Consider the following 15,491-nt stretch of genomic DNA (forward strand, 5'->3'; position numbering starts at 1 on the left):
GCGCCCTTTTTCTTTTAAAAATGAGAAAATTTCGGTATAATAGTCAAAGATAGTCAAGGTTTAAAGAGAGAGGTGGGTTTGTAATGAGATTTAAAAATACATCGGATCATATTGAGGCCTACATCAAGGCGATTTTAGATCAATCTGGTATTGTGGAGTTGCAACGGAGTCAGTTGGCAGATACCTTTCAGGTTGTCCCTAGTCAGATTAACTACGTGATCAAGACACGCTTTACGGAAAGTAGAGGCTACTTGGTTGAAAGTAAGCGTGGTGGCGGAGGCTACATTCGTATAGGGCGGATTGAGTTTTCTAGTCATCATGAAATGCTCCGGGAGCTGCTTTACTCGATTGGTGAGCAGGTCAGTCAAGAAATTTATGAGGATATTCTACAGCTTTTGGTTGAGCAGGAATTGATGACCAAGCAGGAGATGAATTTGCTAGTATCAGTAGCTTTGGATCGTGTTCTAGGAGAAGAAGCTCCAGTTGTTCGAGCAAACATGCTACGACAGGTCATACAAGAGGTAGATAGAAAAGGGAAGTAAGATGAACTATTCAAAAGCATTGAATGAATGTATCGAAAGTGCCTACATGGTTGCTGGCCATTTTGGAGCTCGTTATCTAGAGTCTTGGCACTTGTTGATTGCCATGTCCAATCACAGTTATAGTGTGGCAGGGGCGACTTTAAATGATTATCCATATGAGATGGACCGTTTAGAAGAAGTCGCTTTGGAACTGACTAAAACGGACTATAGCCAGGATGAAACCTTTACGGAATTGCTGTTTTCTCATCGTTTGCAGGTCCTTTTTGATGAAGCAGAGTATGTAGCGTCAGTGGTTCATGCTAAGGTGCTGGGGACGGAGCATGTCCTCTATGCGATTTTGCATGATGGCAATGCCTTGGCGACTCGTATCTTGGAGAGGGCTGGTTTTTCTTATGAAGACAAGAAAGATCAGGTCAAGATTGCAGCCCTTCGTCGAAATTTAGAAGAACGAGCAGGCTGGACTCGTGAAGATCTCAAGGCTTTACGCCAACGCCATCGTACAGTAGCTGATAAGCAAAATTCTATGGCTAATATGATGGGCATGCCCCAGACTCCGAGTGGTGGTCTCGAGGACTATACGCATGATTTGACAGAGCAAGCGCGTTCTGGCAAGTTGGAGCCAGTCATCGGTCGGGATAAGGAAATCTCGCGTATGATTCAAATCTTGAGCCGTAAGACCAAGAACAATCCTGTCTTGGTTGGAGATGCTGGTGTCGGGAAAACAGCTCTGGCGCTTGGTCTTGCCCAGCGTATTGCTAGTGGTGATGTGCCTGTGGAGATGGCTAAGATGCGCGTGTTAGAACTTGATTTGATGAACGTTGTTGCAGGTACACGTTTCCGTGGTGACTTTGAAGAACGCATGAATAATATCATCAAGGATATTGAAGAAGATGGCCAAGTAATCCTCTTTATCGATGAACTTCATACCATCATGGGTTCTGGGAGCGGGATTGACTCAACTCTGGATGCGGCCAATATCTTGAAACCAGCCTTGGCCCGTGGAACTTTGAGAACGGTTGGTGCCACCACTCAGGAAGAGTACCAAAAACACATCGAAAAAGACGCAGCCCTTTCTCGTCGTTTCGCCAAAGTGACGATTGAAGAGCCAAGTGTGGCCGACAGTATGGCCATTTTGCAAGGTTTGAAGGCGACTTATGAGAAGCACCATCGTGTGCAAATCACAGATGAAGCGGTTGAAACAGCGGTCAAGATGGCCCATCGTTACTTGACTAGTCGTCATTTGCCAGACTCTGCTATCGATCTCTTGGATGAGGCAGCAGCAACAGTGCAAAATAAATCCAAGCATGTAAAAGCAGACGATTCTGGCTTGAGTTCAGCTGACAAGGCCCTGATGGATGGCAAGTGGAAACAGGCGGCTCAGCTAATCGCAAAAGAAGAGGAAGTCCCAGTCTATAAAGATTTGGTGACAGAGTCTGATATTTTGACTACCTTGAGTCGCTTGTCAGGTATTCCAGTCCAAAAACTGACTCAGACTGATGCTAAGAAATACCTGAATCTGGAAGCTGAACTGCACAAACGTGTCATCGGTCAAGATCAAGCTGTTTCAAGTATTAGCCGTGCGATTCGCCGCAATCAGTCAGGGATTCGCAGTCACAAGCGTCCGATTGGTTCCTTTATGTTCTTAGGGCCTACGGGTGTCGGTAAGACCGAATTGGCCAAAGCTCTGGCAGAAGTTCTTTTTGACGATGAATCAGCCCTTATCCGCTTTGATATGAGTGAGTATATGGAGAAATTCGCAGCCAGTCGTCTCAATGGAGCTCCTCCGGGCTATGTGGGTTATGAAGAAGGTGGGGAGTTGACAGAGAAGGTTCGCAATAAACCCTATTCCGTTCTCCTCTTTGACGAGGTAGAGAAGGCCCATCCAGACATCTTTAATGTTCTCTTGCAGGTCTTGGATGACGGTGTCTTGACCGATAGCAAGGGACGCAAGGTTGACTTTTCAAATACCATTATCATCATGACGTCAAACCTTGGTGCGACAGCCCTTCGTGATGACAAGACTGTCGGATTTGGGGCTAAGGATATTCGTTTTGATCAGGAAAATATGGAAAAACGCATGTTTGAAGAGCTGAAAAAAGCTTATAGACCTGAGTTTATTAACCGTATTGATGAAAAGGTGGTCTTCCATAGCCTGTCTAGTGACCATATGCAGGAAGTGGTGAAGATTATGGTTAAACCTTTAGTGGCAAGTTTGGCTGAAAAAGGTATTGACTTGAAATTACAAACTTCCGCACTGAAATTGTTGGCCAATCAAGGATATGACCCAGAGATGGGAGCTCGTCCACTTCGCAGAACCCTACAAACAGAAGTGGAAGACAAGTTGGCAGAACTTCTTCTTAAGGGAGAATTAGTGGCAGGTAGCACACTTAAGATTGGTGTCAAAGCAGGCCAGTTAAAATTTGATATTGTATAAAAGAATAAAAGTATCAGCATCTGACCATAAGTCACAGTGGAGTGATACTCAATGAAAATCAAAGAGCAAACTAGGAAGCTAGCCGCAGGTTGCTCAAAACACTGTTTTGAGGTTGCAGATAGGGCTGACGTGGTTTGAAGAGATTTTCGAAGAGTATGAAACTAAAACCTATAGCTTCTAAAGGATCCGTGGTTTTCACTATTCAACCCAAAATTCATATGTTTATTTACCCTCCATCGTATTTGTCTTAGGGCGTGTGTAGTAGAAAAAGAGCAGTCTTATCTGAAATTTTTATCCTTTCAAAAGAGACCTGTTTCTTTTTTGCCTGTCAAATCCGTTCTAGCTGGTATTTGAAAAATCAAACTAAGCTGCAAGATGAATGATTTTCTTGTATTTACGTTGTTGTTGACAACAAGTAGAGGATAAATGAAATCCATTCCATTATCATAGATGATAGGCTGGTAGGAAATTTTCAAATAACATACAGGAAATAGATGTGTGAAGTTCTGGTAGTAGAAAGGGAGAGAGATGAACATTTTAGTTGCAGATGACGAGGAAATGATTAGAGAAGGAATTGCAGCATTTCTGACAGAAGAGGGTTATCATGTCATTATGGCTAAGGATGGACAAGAGGCCTTGGAAAAATTTCAAGATCTCCCTATCCATCTCATGGTACTGGATTTAATGATGCCTAGGAAGAGTGGTTTTGAAGTGTTAAAAGAAATCAATCAAGAGCACGATATTCCTGTCATCGTCTTGAGTGCTCTGGGAGATGAAACTACTCAGTCACAGGTATTTGATCTCTATGCTGATGATCATGTGACAAAGCCTTTTTCTTTGGTACTGCTTGCCAAGCGTATTAAAGCGCTTATCAGACGTTACTACGTCATAGAGGATCTTTGGCAATATCAGGATGCAACAGTGGATTTTACCTCTTACAAAGCACATTATAAAAATGAAGAAATTGATCTCAAACCAAAGGAATTACTGGTACTAAAGTGTTTGATTCAACATAAAAATCAAGTTTTAAGTAGAGAGCAGATATTGGAAGAAATTTCAAAAGATGTAGCTGATTTACCTTGTGATAGGGTCGTTGACGTCTATATTCGTACTCTTCGCAAAAAATTGGCTTTGGATTGCATTGTGACTGTGAAAAATGTTGGGTATAAGATTAGCTTATGATAAAAAATCCTAAATTATTAACCAAGTCTTTTTTAAGAAGTTTTGCAATTCTAGGTGGTATTGGTCTAGTTATTCATATAGCTATTTATTTGACCTTTCCTTTTTATTATATTCAATTAGAGGGGGAAAAGTTTAATGAGAGCGCAAGAGTGTTTACGGAGTATTTAAAGACTAAGACAGCGGATGAAATTCCAAGCTTACTCCAGTCTTATTCAAAGTCCTTGACTATATCTGCTCACCTTAAAAGAGATATCTTAGATAAGCGACTTCCTCTTGTGCATGACTTAGATATTAAAGATGGAGAGCTATCAAATTATATCGTGATGTTAGATATGCCTGTTAGTACAGCAGATGGTAAACAGGTAACGGTGCAGTTTGTGCAAGGAGTGGATATCTACAAAGAAGCAAAGAATATTTTGCTTTTGTATCTCCCATATACATTTTTGGTTACAATTGCTTTTTCCTTTGTTTTTTCTTATTTTTATACGAAACGCTTGCTCAATCCTCTTTTTTATATTTCAGAAGTGACTAGTAAGATGCAAGATTTGGATGACAATATTCGTTTTGATGAAAGCAGAAAAGATGAAGTTGGTGAAGTTGGAAAACAGATTAATGGTGTGTATGAGCACTTGTTGAAAGTTATTCATGAGTTGGAAAATCGCAATGAGCAAATTGTAAAATTGCAAAATCAAAAGGTTTCCTTTGTCCGTGGAGCATCACATGAATTAAAGACACCTCTAGCTACTCTCAGGATTATCTTAGAAAATATGCAATACAATGTGGGAGATTATAAGGATCATCCTAAGTATCTTGAAAAAAGTATTGATAAAATCGATCAGATGAGTTTCTTGCTAGAGGAAGTGTTGGAATCTTCTAAATTTCAAGAATGGACAGAGTGCAGTGAGATTTTAATGGTAAATACCGTTTTGACAGATGTTTTGTCTCGATATCAGGAATTGACATTTTCTAAAAATCTTGTGATTGATAATCAGTTGACTACTGATACAAAAGTAAGGATGAGCTTGAAGGCTTTGGATAAAGTCTTGACAAATCTTATCAGTAATGCTATCAAGTATTCAGATCAATCTGGCATTGTGACTATTTCTGAGCAAGATGGTTATCTTTCTATTAGGAATACATGTGCTCCGTTGAATCAGGAAGAGTTAGAACATTTATTTGATATTTTTTACCATTCACAAATTGTAACAGACAGAGAAACAGGATCAGGATTGGGTCTTTATATTGTTAAGAATATCTTAGAAAGTCATCGTATGTCCTATAGTTTCTTGCCTTATGAACAAGGGATGGAATTTAAAATCTGCCTGTTACCAGATAGTTAGCTTTAGTAAGACTCTTTTCTTACTTGAGGATGATTTGAAGAAGTGACGAGATGATCTTGTGGCAAGAAAGAACTGATTTCTAGTGGTAAAGTTGTTTGATTTGTGTTATAGTGAATATGCATGGGGTAACCTTTCTAAATGGTTTATTGTGCAATTCTATTTTACCAAGACTATCGCAACCATGCAAAAAAGCAACGGCACAAACCGTTGCTTTTTTTGGAGATAAGGGACTATTGTCCCAGACTCGTTTTTTATATTTAAGGTTAGACTTTTATCCCAGGTTCTTAGCTCTGTTAGGCAAGGCTAGAGGGGACAGAAGGTCTTTTCCCTTAATCTTCTTTGCGACGGCGTCTTGCTAGACCAAGTCCTAAGATAGCAGTGCTTGCTGCTGCAGCCAGCAAGGCTGTTGAATCAGCAGTTCCTGTATTTGGCAATGTTTTCTTACTTGTAGTATCCTTGGTCGTTTCTTTAGGAGTCGATTTCGCTTGAGTACTTGGAGTCGCTTGGTTAGAAGGTGTCTCCTGATTAGACTTATTAGACATAGTCTTAATAGCAAACAAGCTAAAATGATTGATTCTAAAGATGACATGCCCATTTTCTACTTTGGAAGGAATAGGATCGAGTTTCCCATCTGGTCTCACATGGTAGACTTGAACATCCTCTCCAAGACCTTCAAATGCAAGGCGAACAGTCCGCTCCTCATTTACATGTGTTTCCTTGCCATTTCTTGTTAAGGATAGGTCAAATAGGCGAATAGTGCCTCCACCTGCTTGGCTTACCTTTGTCGCCTTGTCCAGCGTCACCATCTGGCTTACCTTTGTCGCCTTGTCCAGCGTCACCATCTGGCTTACCTTTGTCGCCTTGTCCAGCGTCACCATCTGGCTTACCTTTGTCGCCTTGTCCAGCGTCACTATCTGGCTTACCTTTGTCGCCTTGTCCAGCGTCACCATCTGGCTTACCTTTGTCGCCTTGTCCAGTAGTTAACGTTTTCTTGTATTCAGCAACAAGATTATCCATTTCCTCTTTGGCTTGTTCTACCAAGTCTTCCACTGCTTTCCTATTTGGAAGGTCATCAAGTTGTTCGCGATACTCTTGTACAACTCCTTGAAGCTTTGTCAGAAGCTCTGTAAAACCAGAACCTGTTTTATCAAGTTCCTTTAAACAAATATCCATATACTGAGACAGAGCTAGCTTCGCTTTGTCAATAGCATCCTGAGTTTCTTTCTCTTGGAGCCGACTCAAGGTGTCCTCTAGTTCAACCAATTTATCAAGCTCTGTCTCAGTATCAATTTGGTTTCTATATTTCTCTTTTTCTCCTTCAGTTAAAGATAACTTTTCTAACAGGGCATGCAAGGTCTTCTTATAAGCACTTAAGGATGATACCCCTTGTGGCCTCGCTCCTTCAGCAGCTTGTACTACTTGAGGGCCACCGGCTGCTCCGCAGAAGAAGGTCGCAACCAATACACTGGCTACCCCTACACTAAATTTCCGGATAGAATATCGGTTCCGTCGTTCATGTCTTGCTCTCATGAGTAAGTTCCTCCAATATATTTTTATTTTATACTAGTCTATCCTATAAATGTTAACTAGATATGAATTTTAGATAGTTTTCTCTTTTTTAATTCCAACTCGACCTTTAAAACGGCTCTCGGAGAATGCTTTACTAGATTCATAATTATAATTAATTCATTCCTTTGGTTTCACTCAAGGCACAACACAGAATGAAACCGTGTTGTGTTCTTTGTTTTAGTCTATAATAGAAATGAAAAAGCCTATCACTACTACAAATCATGGGGAGGTGAATAAGCAAGTGGTAGAGATACTTACTCGCATGTTTATAGGTGTCCTTATTCCTATCAACAAGCACAAGAACTGTGACTCTGAGCACCTAAACTTATACTTGAATAAGCGACTCGTTTGTGAAAGGAAAGAATAGTCAAGGGATAGGCAGACTCAAATTTAATGAAAGTAAACATGTTAAAAACTATAATTTTAATATCAAAGTTTGGAAGGCTTACTTGTAGCCTTTTCATGGTATAATCAAGAGAATAAATCTTTATGGAGGAAGTATGAAATTAAATATTCAAGAAATTCGTAAGCAGTCTGAAGGCTTGCATTTTGAACAAACGTTAGATCTAGCCGCAGACCTGCGTGCACGTAATCAAGAAATTTTAGATGTAAAAGATATCTTTGCAGTTGGGAAAGTTCAGTACGAAGACCGTATGTATTTCTTAGATTATCAGTTGTCTTATACCATTGTCCTTGCTTCTTTTTCTTTTTTTAATTCATATTGGGTTAACATAGAAATGTTACAGTAGTGATAAAGAAAGGGGATCATGATGATAGCAATAATCATTATCTGTGTATTTTTAATTCGCTTGTTGTTCCTAAAGAAATCAATTGCAAATGAAAAACGGCTTCGTAGGGATGGTGGGCGAGAATTTGGCATTAAAAATACCAAACGTCTTACCTTGGTTCATATTGTTTTTTATCTGGCTTGTTTTATGGAAGCCCTAGTCTATCGACCGTCTTTCAATATGATGAGTGTTGTGGGTTTGGTGCTCCTGATATTTTCTATGTTGATGTTGCTACTTGTTATTCATCTGCTTGGGGATATTTGGACAGTCAAGTTGATGTTAGCACCGAATCATAAGTTTGTGGATCATGTCTTATTTAGGACAGTAAAACATCCCAATTACTTTTTAAATATCCTTCCTGAGTTGATTGGTTTGACCTTGCTGAGTCATGCCTATATGACTTTTGTTTTAGTTTTTCCAGTTTATGCAGTTATTTTGTTTCGACGAATAGCTGAAGAGGAAAAGTTATTACATGAAGTTATAATCCCAAATGGAAGCATAAAGAGATAAATACAAGATTCAATTCATATACAGTTCATATTGAAATGATATAGTAGTGTTAAGAAAAATATTGGAGGAAATAATTATGTTTGCATCAAAAAGTGAAAGAAAAGTACGTTATTCAATTCGTAAATTTAGTATTGGAGTAGCTAGTGTAGTGGTTGCTAGTCTGTTCTTAGGAGGAGTAGTCCATGCAGAAGGGTCTGTTCCTGCTAATCACCCTAGTCCACAAAAGGTATCTTCGGGTGATAAAGAATATGAGGACGTTGTACGAAAAGTTAACATAGAACTCTCTGAATATATGGATAAAAGTCTAGCTAAACTGAATCAGTCTGCTTCTGGATTTCCAGAAATTCTACAAAAAGTTCGAGGTGTTGTGGAAGGTTACAGAAAACAGATTGATGAAGCTTTAAGTAAAGATGGGGTAGAAAAGTTAGGGGAGGAAGCTAAGAAAAAAATAGATGAACTGGTAGAGGCATTCCAAAATAATTCGGATAACCAGATTCCTCCCGAAAACCCATCTCAAAATGATGGTGTACAGGGAGATGCTCCTTCAGCAGGACAAGGAGAACAGCCAGGCGCATCCAATCAAGGAGATTCGAAGCCGGTACCACCAGAAACATCTGGGGAAACAAAACCAAAGGATTCGAATAATTCAACTCCACCAAAAGTAGAAAATCAAGGAGGAAATATAGATTCTACTGAAAAAACTACGGAGACAAATCTTAAAGAAGCTAAAGAAACTGCTAAAACTACTTTGAGCGCTTATAGAGTTACTCGTTTAAAACAGGAGAATCCAGGAGCTTTTTGGTTTACAGAACTTTTAAAAGAATCCGAAGAATCTGTAGAGAAGTATAAAAAGATGTTTGATGAGGCTTCGAGTAAAGAAAAAGTGGAAAACTTGGTGAAAGAAGCTGAACAGGAGATAGAAGCTCTAGTCGTTAAACATAAGGGACGAGAAATCGGCTTAGAGCGAGATAAGGCAAAGAAAGAGGTCACTAAACATCTAGCAAAATTATTGAATGACATCGAGAAAAATTTAGAAAAAGATCAACATATCAATACTGTCGACTTAATTAAAAACTTGAAAGATATTGAAAAAACGTATTTGCATAAATTAGATGAATCAACCCAAAAAGCCCAACTACAGAAACTGGTCACAGAAAGTAAATCAAAACTAGATGAAGCTTTGTCTAACTTTAAAAAGGGCTTATCTTCTTCGTCAAGTTCAGGATCTTCCACTGGAGATAACAAACTTTCTCCTACACTTCCGTCTCAATCGAAATCTGATGTAAGTAAACCCCAAGTGAAGTCTCCTGTCCAAAAGGTATTCATGACTGAACAGGGAAATACGAAGATTACTGTTATGTTTGAAACTGCTACAGAAGCAGACTCTGTCAATCTTAAAGAGGTAACAACAAAAGAAATGATTGATAATGTTACCCGTCAAACAGGACAAGGAACAGTGCGCATATTTGATATTTCCCTTTCAAAAGATGGAAAAGAAACCCATGTGAAGGGAGAGAGAGTAGTTCGTCTTGCAATTGGTAATATTGATTCTGAGATTCAAGTTTACCATGTGAAGGAAAATGGAGAGTTGGAGTTGCTCCCATCAACAGTTGAAAATGGGCAAGTCGTTTTCAAAACGAGTCATTTCAGCTTGTTTGCGATTAAAACACTTCCTAAAAAACAAATGGCTACTGAGCCAGAGGCAAATAGGGAAGGAAAAACTCAATCTGATGATAAGGAAATGGTTCTTCTTGCTGATAAAGCAAATCAAATGAGTGAAAATCGTTCAAATTCAGATAAAAAAGATAAGCAAGCGCTCCCATCAACTGGAACAATGTCAACGTTGCTTATGGAATTCTTAGGTCTTATATCTCTAGTAGGTGTTTATCTATTAAAAGGAAAAAAGACGGAGAATGACTAATTTCATATAGACATTGATTGCTTATATAAATCAAAGAAACCCGTAAACTTTAAGATAGTTACGGGTTTTTGTCTATTAAGCTTTATCCAATTGCAAGAGGGCTTCAATCTCTGCCAGAGTGCTAGCTTGTGAAATGGCTCCACGGAGTTTGGCAGCGCCAGATGTTCCACGGAGATAGTGAGGAGCGAGGCCACGGAATTCACGAACTGCGACGTTTTCCCCTTTGAGGTTAATCAAGCGTTTCAAATGTTCGTAGGCGATTTTCATCTTGTCCTCAAAGGTCAAATCAGGTAGGATTTCTCCTGTTTCAAAGTAATGGTTGATTTGGTTGAAGAGGTAAGGATTTCCCATGGCAGCGCGGCCAATCATGACTGCATCAGCACCGACTTCTTCGATGCGTTGTTTGGCTTCTTGGACCGTACGGATATCACCATTGGCGATGAAGGGAATCTTGGTCAGAGCTTGAGATACGTTGTGTAAGGTTTCAAGGTCTGCGTGACCTGTATACATTTGCTCACGGGTACGGCCATGCATGGCGAGGGCAGAAACACCTGCTGCCTCAGCAGCGAGGGCATTTTCTACTGCAAGAGACGGGTCAGCCCAGCCTGTACGCATTTTGACAGTAAGTGGAATATCAAGGACAGACTGGACCTTGTTGATGATAGAGTAAATCTTATCTGGATCCTTGAGCCACATAGCACCAGCTTCGTTCTTCACGATTTTATTAACTGGGCAGCCCATGTTGATATCCACGATATCGGTCTTAGTGTTTTCTTGGATGAATTCTGCTGCGCGTGCTAGGCTGTCCTCATCGCTACCAAAGAGTTGGATAGAGACAGGGTTTTCGCCTTCATCGATATGAAGCATGTGCAGGGTTTTTTCGTTATTGTATTGGATTCCCTTGTCAGAGACCATTTCCATGACAACAAGTCCAGCTCCGAGCTCTTTTGCAATAGTACGAAAGGCTGAGTTTGTCACGCCAGCCATAGGCGCTAAAACGGTACGATTGGGAATCTCAACATTGCCAATCATAAAGGGTGTATTAAGATTTGTCACGAATGAGTTCCTCCAGGTCGTTTTCATCAAAGTTGTAAGTTGTTTGGCAGAATTGACAAGTGATTTCTGCCCCGTGGTCTTCCTCTTTCATTTCCTGCAAGTCTGAGCTAGGAAGGCTGGCAAGAGCGTTCATAAAGCGTTCATGGCTACAGTCACATTGGAAACGGATTTCTTCTTCAGAAAGACGCTTGTAGGCCTCGTCACCGTAGATAGCTTTGAGGAGGGCTTCGATATGGTCGTCGCTCTCCAGAAGCGTCGAGATAGCTGGCATTTCTTGGATGCGTTTCTCAAAGCGAGCAATCTCTTCTTCCTTGGCTCCTGGCAAGACTTGAACTAGGAAGCCACCTGCAACCTTGACCTTGTCTTCCTCATCCAAAAGGACATTGAGGCCGACTGCTGAAGGGGTTTGTTGGCTCTCAGTCAGGTAAAAGGCCAGGTCTTCACCGATTTCCCCAGAGATGAGGGGAGTCATAGAGTTGTAAGGATTTCCAGTACCGTAGTCTGTGATAACGAGGAATTGACCATTTCCAACAAAAGGTCCGACTAGAACTTCACCAGTTGCAGTCTTTTTGATGTCAACACCAGGATTTTGAACGTAACCTTTGACATTCCCCTTGGTATCAGCGACGGTGATAATGGCACCTAGAGAGCTAGAGCCCAGCACCTTAACGGTTAGTTTGGTATTTCCTTTTTCATTGGCTGCGAGAATCTGGCTGGCGATAAGAGTTCGACCAAGTGCTACAGTTGAGCTAGCTTGGGTTTGATGTTTTTCTTGAGCAGTGCGGACGGTTTCTGTGCTATCAAGGACAAAAGCACGAAAGGCGCCGCTTTCTGATATAGTTTTAATAATTTTATCCATAGCTACTATTTTAGCATAAAAATGCCCAAAGGGGGAGCCGTGTGTTTGCTGATTTTCAGGATAATGGACCAGGAAATCAGCATGAAAATAAAAAGAGAAACAGATTATTTCAGCATTTGTAAGATTTATGCTATGCTTAAGGTAGAAAATGAAAGGGGTAACAAATGTATTTAGGAGACTTGATGGAAAAGGCTGAATCTGGCCAATTTTCAATCCTTTCCTTTCTATTACAAGAGTCTCAGACGACTGTCAAGGCTGTAATGGAGGAAACAGGATTTTCAAAAGCAACCCTAACCAAATATGTCACCCTACTCAATGACAAGGCTTTGGACAGTGGCTTAGAGCTGAATATCTCCTTAGAAGATGAAAATCTGCGTCTATCGATCGGTGCAGCTACCAAGGGGAGAGATATCCGGAGCTTGTTTTTGGAGAATGCTGTTAAATATCAGATTTTGGTCTATCTTCTTTACCACCAACAGTTTTTAGCCCATCAGCTGGCTCAAGAATTGATGATTAGCGAGGCCACGCTTGGTCGTCACTTAGCTAGTCTAAATCAGATTTTGTCAGAATTTGATTTATCCATCCAAAATGGACGTTGGCGAGGTCCAGAGCATCAGATTCGTTATTTCTATTTTTGTCTTTTCCGCAAGGTCTGGTCGAGTCAGGAATGGGAAGGTCACATGCAGAAACCAGAGAGAAAGCAGGAAATTGCTACACTAGAAGAAATCTGCGGTGCAAGTTTGTCTTCGGGTCAGAAATTGGACTTGGTTCTCTGGGCTCATATCAGTCAACAACGTCTCCGTGTCAATGCCTGTCAGTTTCAAGTGATAGAAGAGAAAATGCGAGGGTATTTTGACAATATTTTCTACCTTCGTTTGCATCGAAAGGCTCCGTCCTTTTTCGCTGGACAACACCTTCCTCTAGGAACTGAGGATGGTGAGATGATGATATTCTTCTCTTTCCTCCTATCCCATCGCATTCTTCCTCTTCATACTATGGAGTATATCCTTGGTTTTGGAGGGCAGTTGGTAGATTTGCTGACGCAATTGATTCAAGAAATGAAGAAAGAGGAGTTACTGGGGGATTATACAGAGGACCATGTCACCTATGAACTCAGTCAACTTTGTGCTCAAGTCTACCTCTATAAGGGCTATATTTTACAGGATCGCTACAAGTATCAGTTAGAGAATCGTCATCCTTATTTGCTGATGGAACATGATTTTAAAGAGACAGCAGAGGAGATTTTTCATGCTCTACCTGCCTTTCATCAGGGGACGGATTTGGATAAGAAAATTCTCTGGGAATGGCTCCAGTTGATCGAATATATGGCTGAAAATGGTGGTCAGCATATGCGGATTGGTCTGGATTTGACATCTGGTTTTCTTGTCTTTTCAAGGATGGCAGCCATTTTGAAACGGTATTTGGAATACAATCGTTTTATCACCATTGAAGCCTATGACCGAACTCGGCATTATGATTTGCTGGTTACCAATAACCCGATTCATAAGAAGGAACAGACCCCAGTCTATTATTTAAAAAACGACTTGGATATGGAAGATTTGGCAGGGATTCGTCAGTTATTATTTAGTTAAAAGGCTTGGTTGTTCCAGGCCTTTTTGTGAAATTCACACAATCTCCTCACATTTTTTAAAAAATTAAAAAAAGTTGATGAACAAGAAAGCGCTTTATTTTGTATACTAGTAAGTGTAAAGAGGAAACACCTCAAGATCTTTATCAGGAGGACAGCACATGTCACAAGAAAAATACATCATGGCCATTGACCAGGGAACTACAAGTTCTCGTGCCATCATTTTTAATAAAAAAGGAGAAAAGGTCAGCTCGAGTCAAAAAGAGTTTACCCAGATTTTCCCTCAGGCAGGTTGGGTTGAGCACAATGCCAATGAAATTTGGAACTCTGTTCAGTCAGTTATCGCTGGAGCTTTCATCGAAAGTGGTGTCAAGCCAAATCAAATCGAAGCAATCGGAATTACCAACCAACGTGAAACAACGGTCGTTTGGGATAAGAAAACAGGACTTCCTATCTACAATGCTATCGTTTGGCAATCACGTCAGACAGCTCCTCTGGCTGAACAGCTGAAAAGCCAAGGTTATGTGGAAAAATTCCATGAAAAGACTGGTTTGATCATCGATGCTTACTTCTCTGCTACTAAGGTTCGTTGGATTTTGGATCATGTAGAGGGCGCTCAAGAGCGAGCAGAAAAAGGGGAATTGCTCTTTGGTACTATCGATACTTGGTTGGTTTGGAAATTGACTGACGGTGCGACTCACGTGACGGACTACTCAAATGCAGCTCGTACCATGCTTTATAACATTAAAGAACTCAAATGGGATGATGAGATTTTGGAAATTCTCAACATTCCGAAGGCTATGCTGCCAGAAGTTCGTTCTAACTCTGAAATCTATGGTAAGACAGCTCCATTCCATTTCTACGGTGGACAAGTGCCAATCTCAGGTATGGCTGGGGACCAACAAGCGGCCCTCTTTGGACAGTTGGCCTTTGAACCAGGTATGGTCAAGAATACTTATGGAACAGGATCTTTCATCATCATGAATACTGGTGAAGAAATGCAGTTGTCTGAGAACAACCTCTTGACAACCATTGGTTACGGAATCAACGGCAAGGTTTATTATGCCTTGGAAGGTTCTATCTTCATCGCAGGAAGTGCTATTCAATGGCTTCGTGACGGTCTTCGCATGGTTGAAAATTCACCAGAATCTGAAAAATACGCTCGTAATTCTCACAATGATGATGAAGTTTATGTCGTTCCAGCCTTTACAGGTCTAGGTGCTCCATACTGGAACCAAAACGCTCGCGGTTCTGTCTTTGGATTGACTCGTGGAACAAGTAAAGAAGACTTTATCAAGGCGACTTTGCAATCTATCGCTTATCAAGTGCGTGACATCATCGACACCATGCAAGTGGATGCGCAGACAGCTATCCAAGTCTTGAAAGTAGACGGTGGTGCAGCTATGAACAACTTCCTCATGCAGTTCCAAGCTGATATTTTAGGAATTGACATTGCACGCGCCAAAAACTTGGAAACAACAGCTCTAGGGGCAGCTTTCCTAGCAGGTTTGTCAGTAGGCTACTGGAAGGATTTGGATGAGTTGAAACTCTTGAACGAGACAGGAGAACTTTTTGAACCATCGATGAACGAATCGCGCAAGGAACAACTCTACAAGGGCTGGAAGAAAGCTGTAAAAGCAACCCAAGTCTTTGCGGAAGTAGACGACTAATACTGGCAGAATAAAGCGATTTATTTAGAAAG

General features: G+C 40.7%; 12 protein-coding genes and 1 pseudogene. 9 read left to right on the top strand and 4 right to left on the bottom strand.

The window, feature by feature from the left end:
- Positions 1–83: 83 nt before the first annotated feature.
- The 4 genes from PCY12_RS02315 (at position 84) to PCY12_RS02330 (ending at position 5,498) form a co-directional block, all read left to right on the top strand.
- Complete coding sequence (locus PCY12_RS02315; RefSeq protein ID WP_112444684.1) at positions 84–542, top strand: CtsR family transcriptional regulator; 459 nt, start codon at positions 84–86, stop codon at positions 540–542.
- Position 543: 1 nt separating this feature from the next.
- Positions 544–2,976: an ATP-dependent Clp protease ATP-binding subunit gene (locus PCY12_RS02320; RefSeq protein WP_301351340.1), complete on the top strand. Its 2,433-nt coding sequence runs from the start codon at positions 544–546 to the stop codon at positions 2,974–2,976.
- A gap of 528 nt (positions 2,977–3,504) precedes the next feature.
- Entirely contained in the window at positions 3,505–4,158 is a 654-nt protein-coding gene (gene rr06 / locus PCY12_RS02325) for a two-component system response regulator RR06 (protein WP_050112022.1), read from the top strand.
- Positions 4,155–5,498 (top strand): HAMP domain-containing sensor histidine kinase, encoded by a 1,344-nt coding sequence (locus PCY12_RS02330; RefSeq protein ID WP_301351341.1) that lies wholly within the window; start codon positions 4,155–4,157, stop codon positions 5,496–5,498. Before rr06 ends, PCY12_RS02330 begins: the two co-directional genes overlap by 4 nt.
- A 329-nt stretch (positions 5,499–5,827) precedes the next feature.
- On the opposite strand, the gene PCY12_RS02335 is transcribed toward PCY12_RS02330, so the two are convergent.
- Together PCY12_RS02335 and PCY12_RS02340 are read right to left on the bottom strand one after the other, a co-directional pair.
- On the bottom strand, positions 5,828–6,304 hold the full coding sequence (locus PCY12_RS02335) for an LPXTG cell wall anchor domain-containing protein (protein ID WP_301351343.1): 477 nt from the start codon (positions 6,302–6,304) through the stop codon (positions 5,828–5,830).
- On the bottom strand, positions 6,240–7,028 hold the full coding sequence (locus PCY12_RS02340; RefSeq protein ID WP_301351344.1) for a YSIRK-type signal peptide-containing protein: 789 nt from the start codon (positions 7,026–7,028) through the stop codon (positions 6,240–6,242). Before PCY12_RS02340 ends, PCY12_RS02335 begins: the two co-directional genes overlap by 65 nt.
- 539 nt (positions 7,029–7,567) lie before the next feature.
- Between PCY12_RS02340 and PCY12_RS02345 the strand changes: the two are divergent.
- The 3 genes and pseudogenes from PCY12_RS02345 to PCY12_RS02355 form a co-directional block, all read left to right on the top strand.
- A pseudogene (locus PCY12_RS02345) lies at positions 7,568–7,768 on the top strand (DUF177 domain-containing protein); the annotation flags it as partial.
- 69 nt (positions 7,769–7,837) lie between these two features.
- Positions 7,838–8,365 carry an isoprenylcysteine carboxyl methyltransferase family protein gene (locus PCY12_RS02350; protein WP_301351346.1) on the top strand — a complete coding sequence of 176 codons (528 nt, stop codon included), beginning with the start codon at positions 7,838–7,840 and terminating at the stop codon, positions 8,363–8,365.
- Between the two features lie 76 nt (positions 8,366–8,441).
- On the top strand, positions 8,442–10,286 hold the full coding sequence (locus PCY12_RS02355; protein ID WP_301351348.1) for an RICH domain-containing protein: 1,845 nt from the start codon (positions 8,442–8,444) through the stop codon (positions 10,284–10,286).
- Between the two features lie 75 nt (positions 10,287–10,361).
- On the opposite strand, the gene dusB is transcribed toward PCY12_RS02355, so the two are convergent.
- Together dusB and hslO are read right to left on the bottom strand one after the other, a co-directional pair.
- A complete protein-coding gene (dusB, locus tag PCY12_RS02360; RefSeq protein ID WP_301351350.1) occupies positions 10,362–11,342 on the bottom strand; it encodes a tRNA dihydrouridine synthase DusB in 981 nt (326 codons plus the stop codon).
- Positions 11,329–12,201: an Hsp33 family molecular chaperone HslO gene (gene hslO / locus PCY12_RS02365; RefSeq protein ID WP_031227923.1), complete on the bottom strand. Its 873-nt coding sequence runs from the start codon at positions 12,199–12,201 to the stop codon at positions 11,329–11,331. The genes dusB and hslO overlap by 14 nt, the downstream gene beginning before the upstream one ends.
- A gap of 164 nt (positions 12,202–12,365) precedes the next feature.
- Here hslO and PCY12_RS02370 point away from each other — a divergent pair, with 164 nt between their 5' ends.
- The gene (locus PCY12_RS02370; protein WP_301351351.1) at positions 12,366–13,793 is read left to right on the top strand and encodes a helix-turn-helix domain-containing protein; all 1,428 of its coding nucleotides are present in this window, start codon (positions 12,366–12,368) and stop codon (positions 13,791–13,793) included.
- Positions 13,794–13,950: 157 nt separating this feature from the next.
- Complete coding sequence (gene glpK, locus PCY12_RS02375) at positions 13,951–15,459, top strand: glycerol kinase GlpK (protein WP_301351353.1); 1,509 nt, start codon at positions 13,951–13,953, stop codon at positions 15,457–15,459.
- Positions 15,460–15,491 lie beyond the last annotated feature (32 nt).

The organism is Streptococcus sp. SPS1 (assembly GCF_030439915.1).
In the GTDB taxonomy this organism is placed as follows: domain Bacteria; phylum Bacillota; class Bacilli; order Lactobacillales; family Streptococcaceae; genus Streptococcus.

What these genes read in the sequence shown, in the direction of transcription:
- PCY12_RS02315 (WP_112444684.1), top strand. Translation starts at nt 84, where the DNA reads ATGAGATTTAAAAATACATCGGATCATATTGAGGCCTACATCAAGGCG.
- PCY12_RS02320 (WP_301351340.1), top strand. Translation starts at nt 544, where the DNA reads ATGAACTATTCAAAAGCATTGAATGAATGTATCGAAAGTGCCTACATG.
- rr06 (WP_050112022.1), top strand. Translation starts at nt 3,505, where the DNA reads ATGAACATTTTAGTTGCAGATGACGAGGAAATGATTAGAGAAGGAATT.
- PCY12_RS02330 (WP_301351341.1), top strand. Translation starts at nt 4,155, where the DNA reads ATGATAAAAAATCCTAAATTATTAACCAAGTCTTTTTTAAGAAGTTTT.
- PCY12_RS02335 (WP_301351343.1), bottom strand. Translation starts at nt 6,304, where the DNA reads ATGGTGACGCTGGACAAGGCGACAAAGGTAAGCCAAGCAGGTGGAGGC.
- PCY12_RS02340 (WP_301351344.1), bottom strand. Translation starts at nt 7,028, where the DNA reads ATGAGAGCAAGACATGAACGACGGAACCGATATTCTATCCGGAAATTT.
- PCY12_RS02350 (WP_301351346.1), top strand. Translation starts at nt 7,838, where the DNA reads ATGATAGCAATAATCATTATCTGTGTATTTTTAATTCGCTTGTTGTTC.
- PCY12_RS02355 (WP_301351348.1), top strand. Translation starts at nt 8,442, where the DNA reads ATGTTTGCATCAAAAAGTGAAAGAAAAGTACGTTATTCAATTCGTAAA.
- hslO (WP_031227923.1), bottom strand. Translation starts at nt 12,201, where the DNA reads ATGGATAAAATTATTAAAACTATATCAGAAAGCGGCGCCTTTCGTGCT.
- PCY12_RS02370 (WP_301351351.1), top strand. Translation starts at nt 12,366, where the DNA reads ATGTATTTAGGAGACTTGATGGAAAAGGCTGAATCTGGCCAATTTTCA.
- glpK (WP_301351353.1), top strand. Translation starts at nt 13,951, where the DNA reads ATGTCACAAGAAAAATACATCATGGCCATTGACCAGGGAACTACAAGT.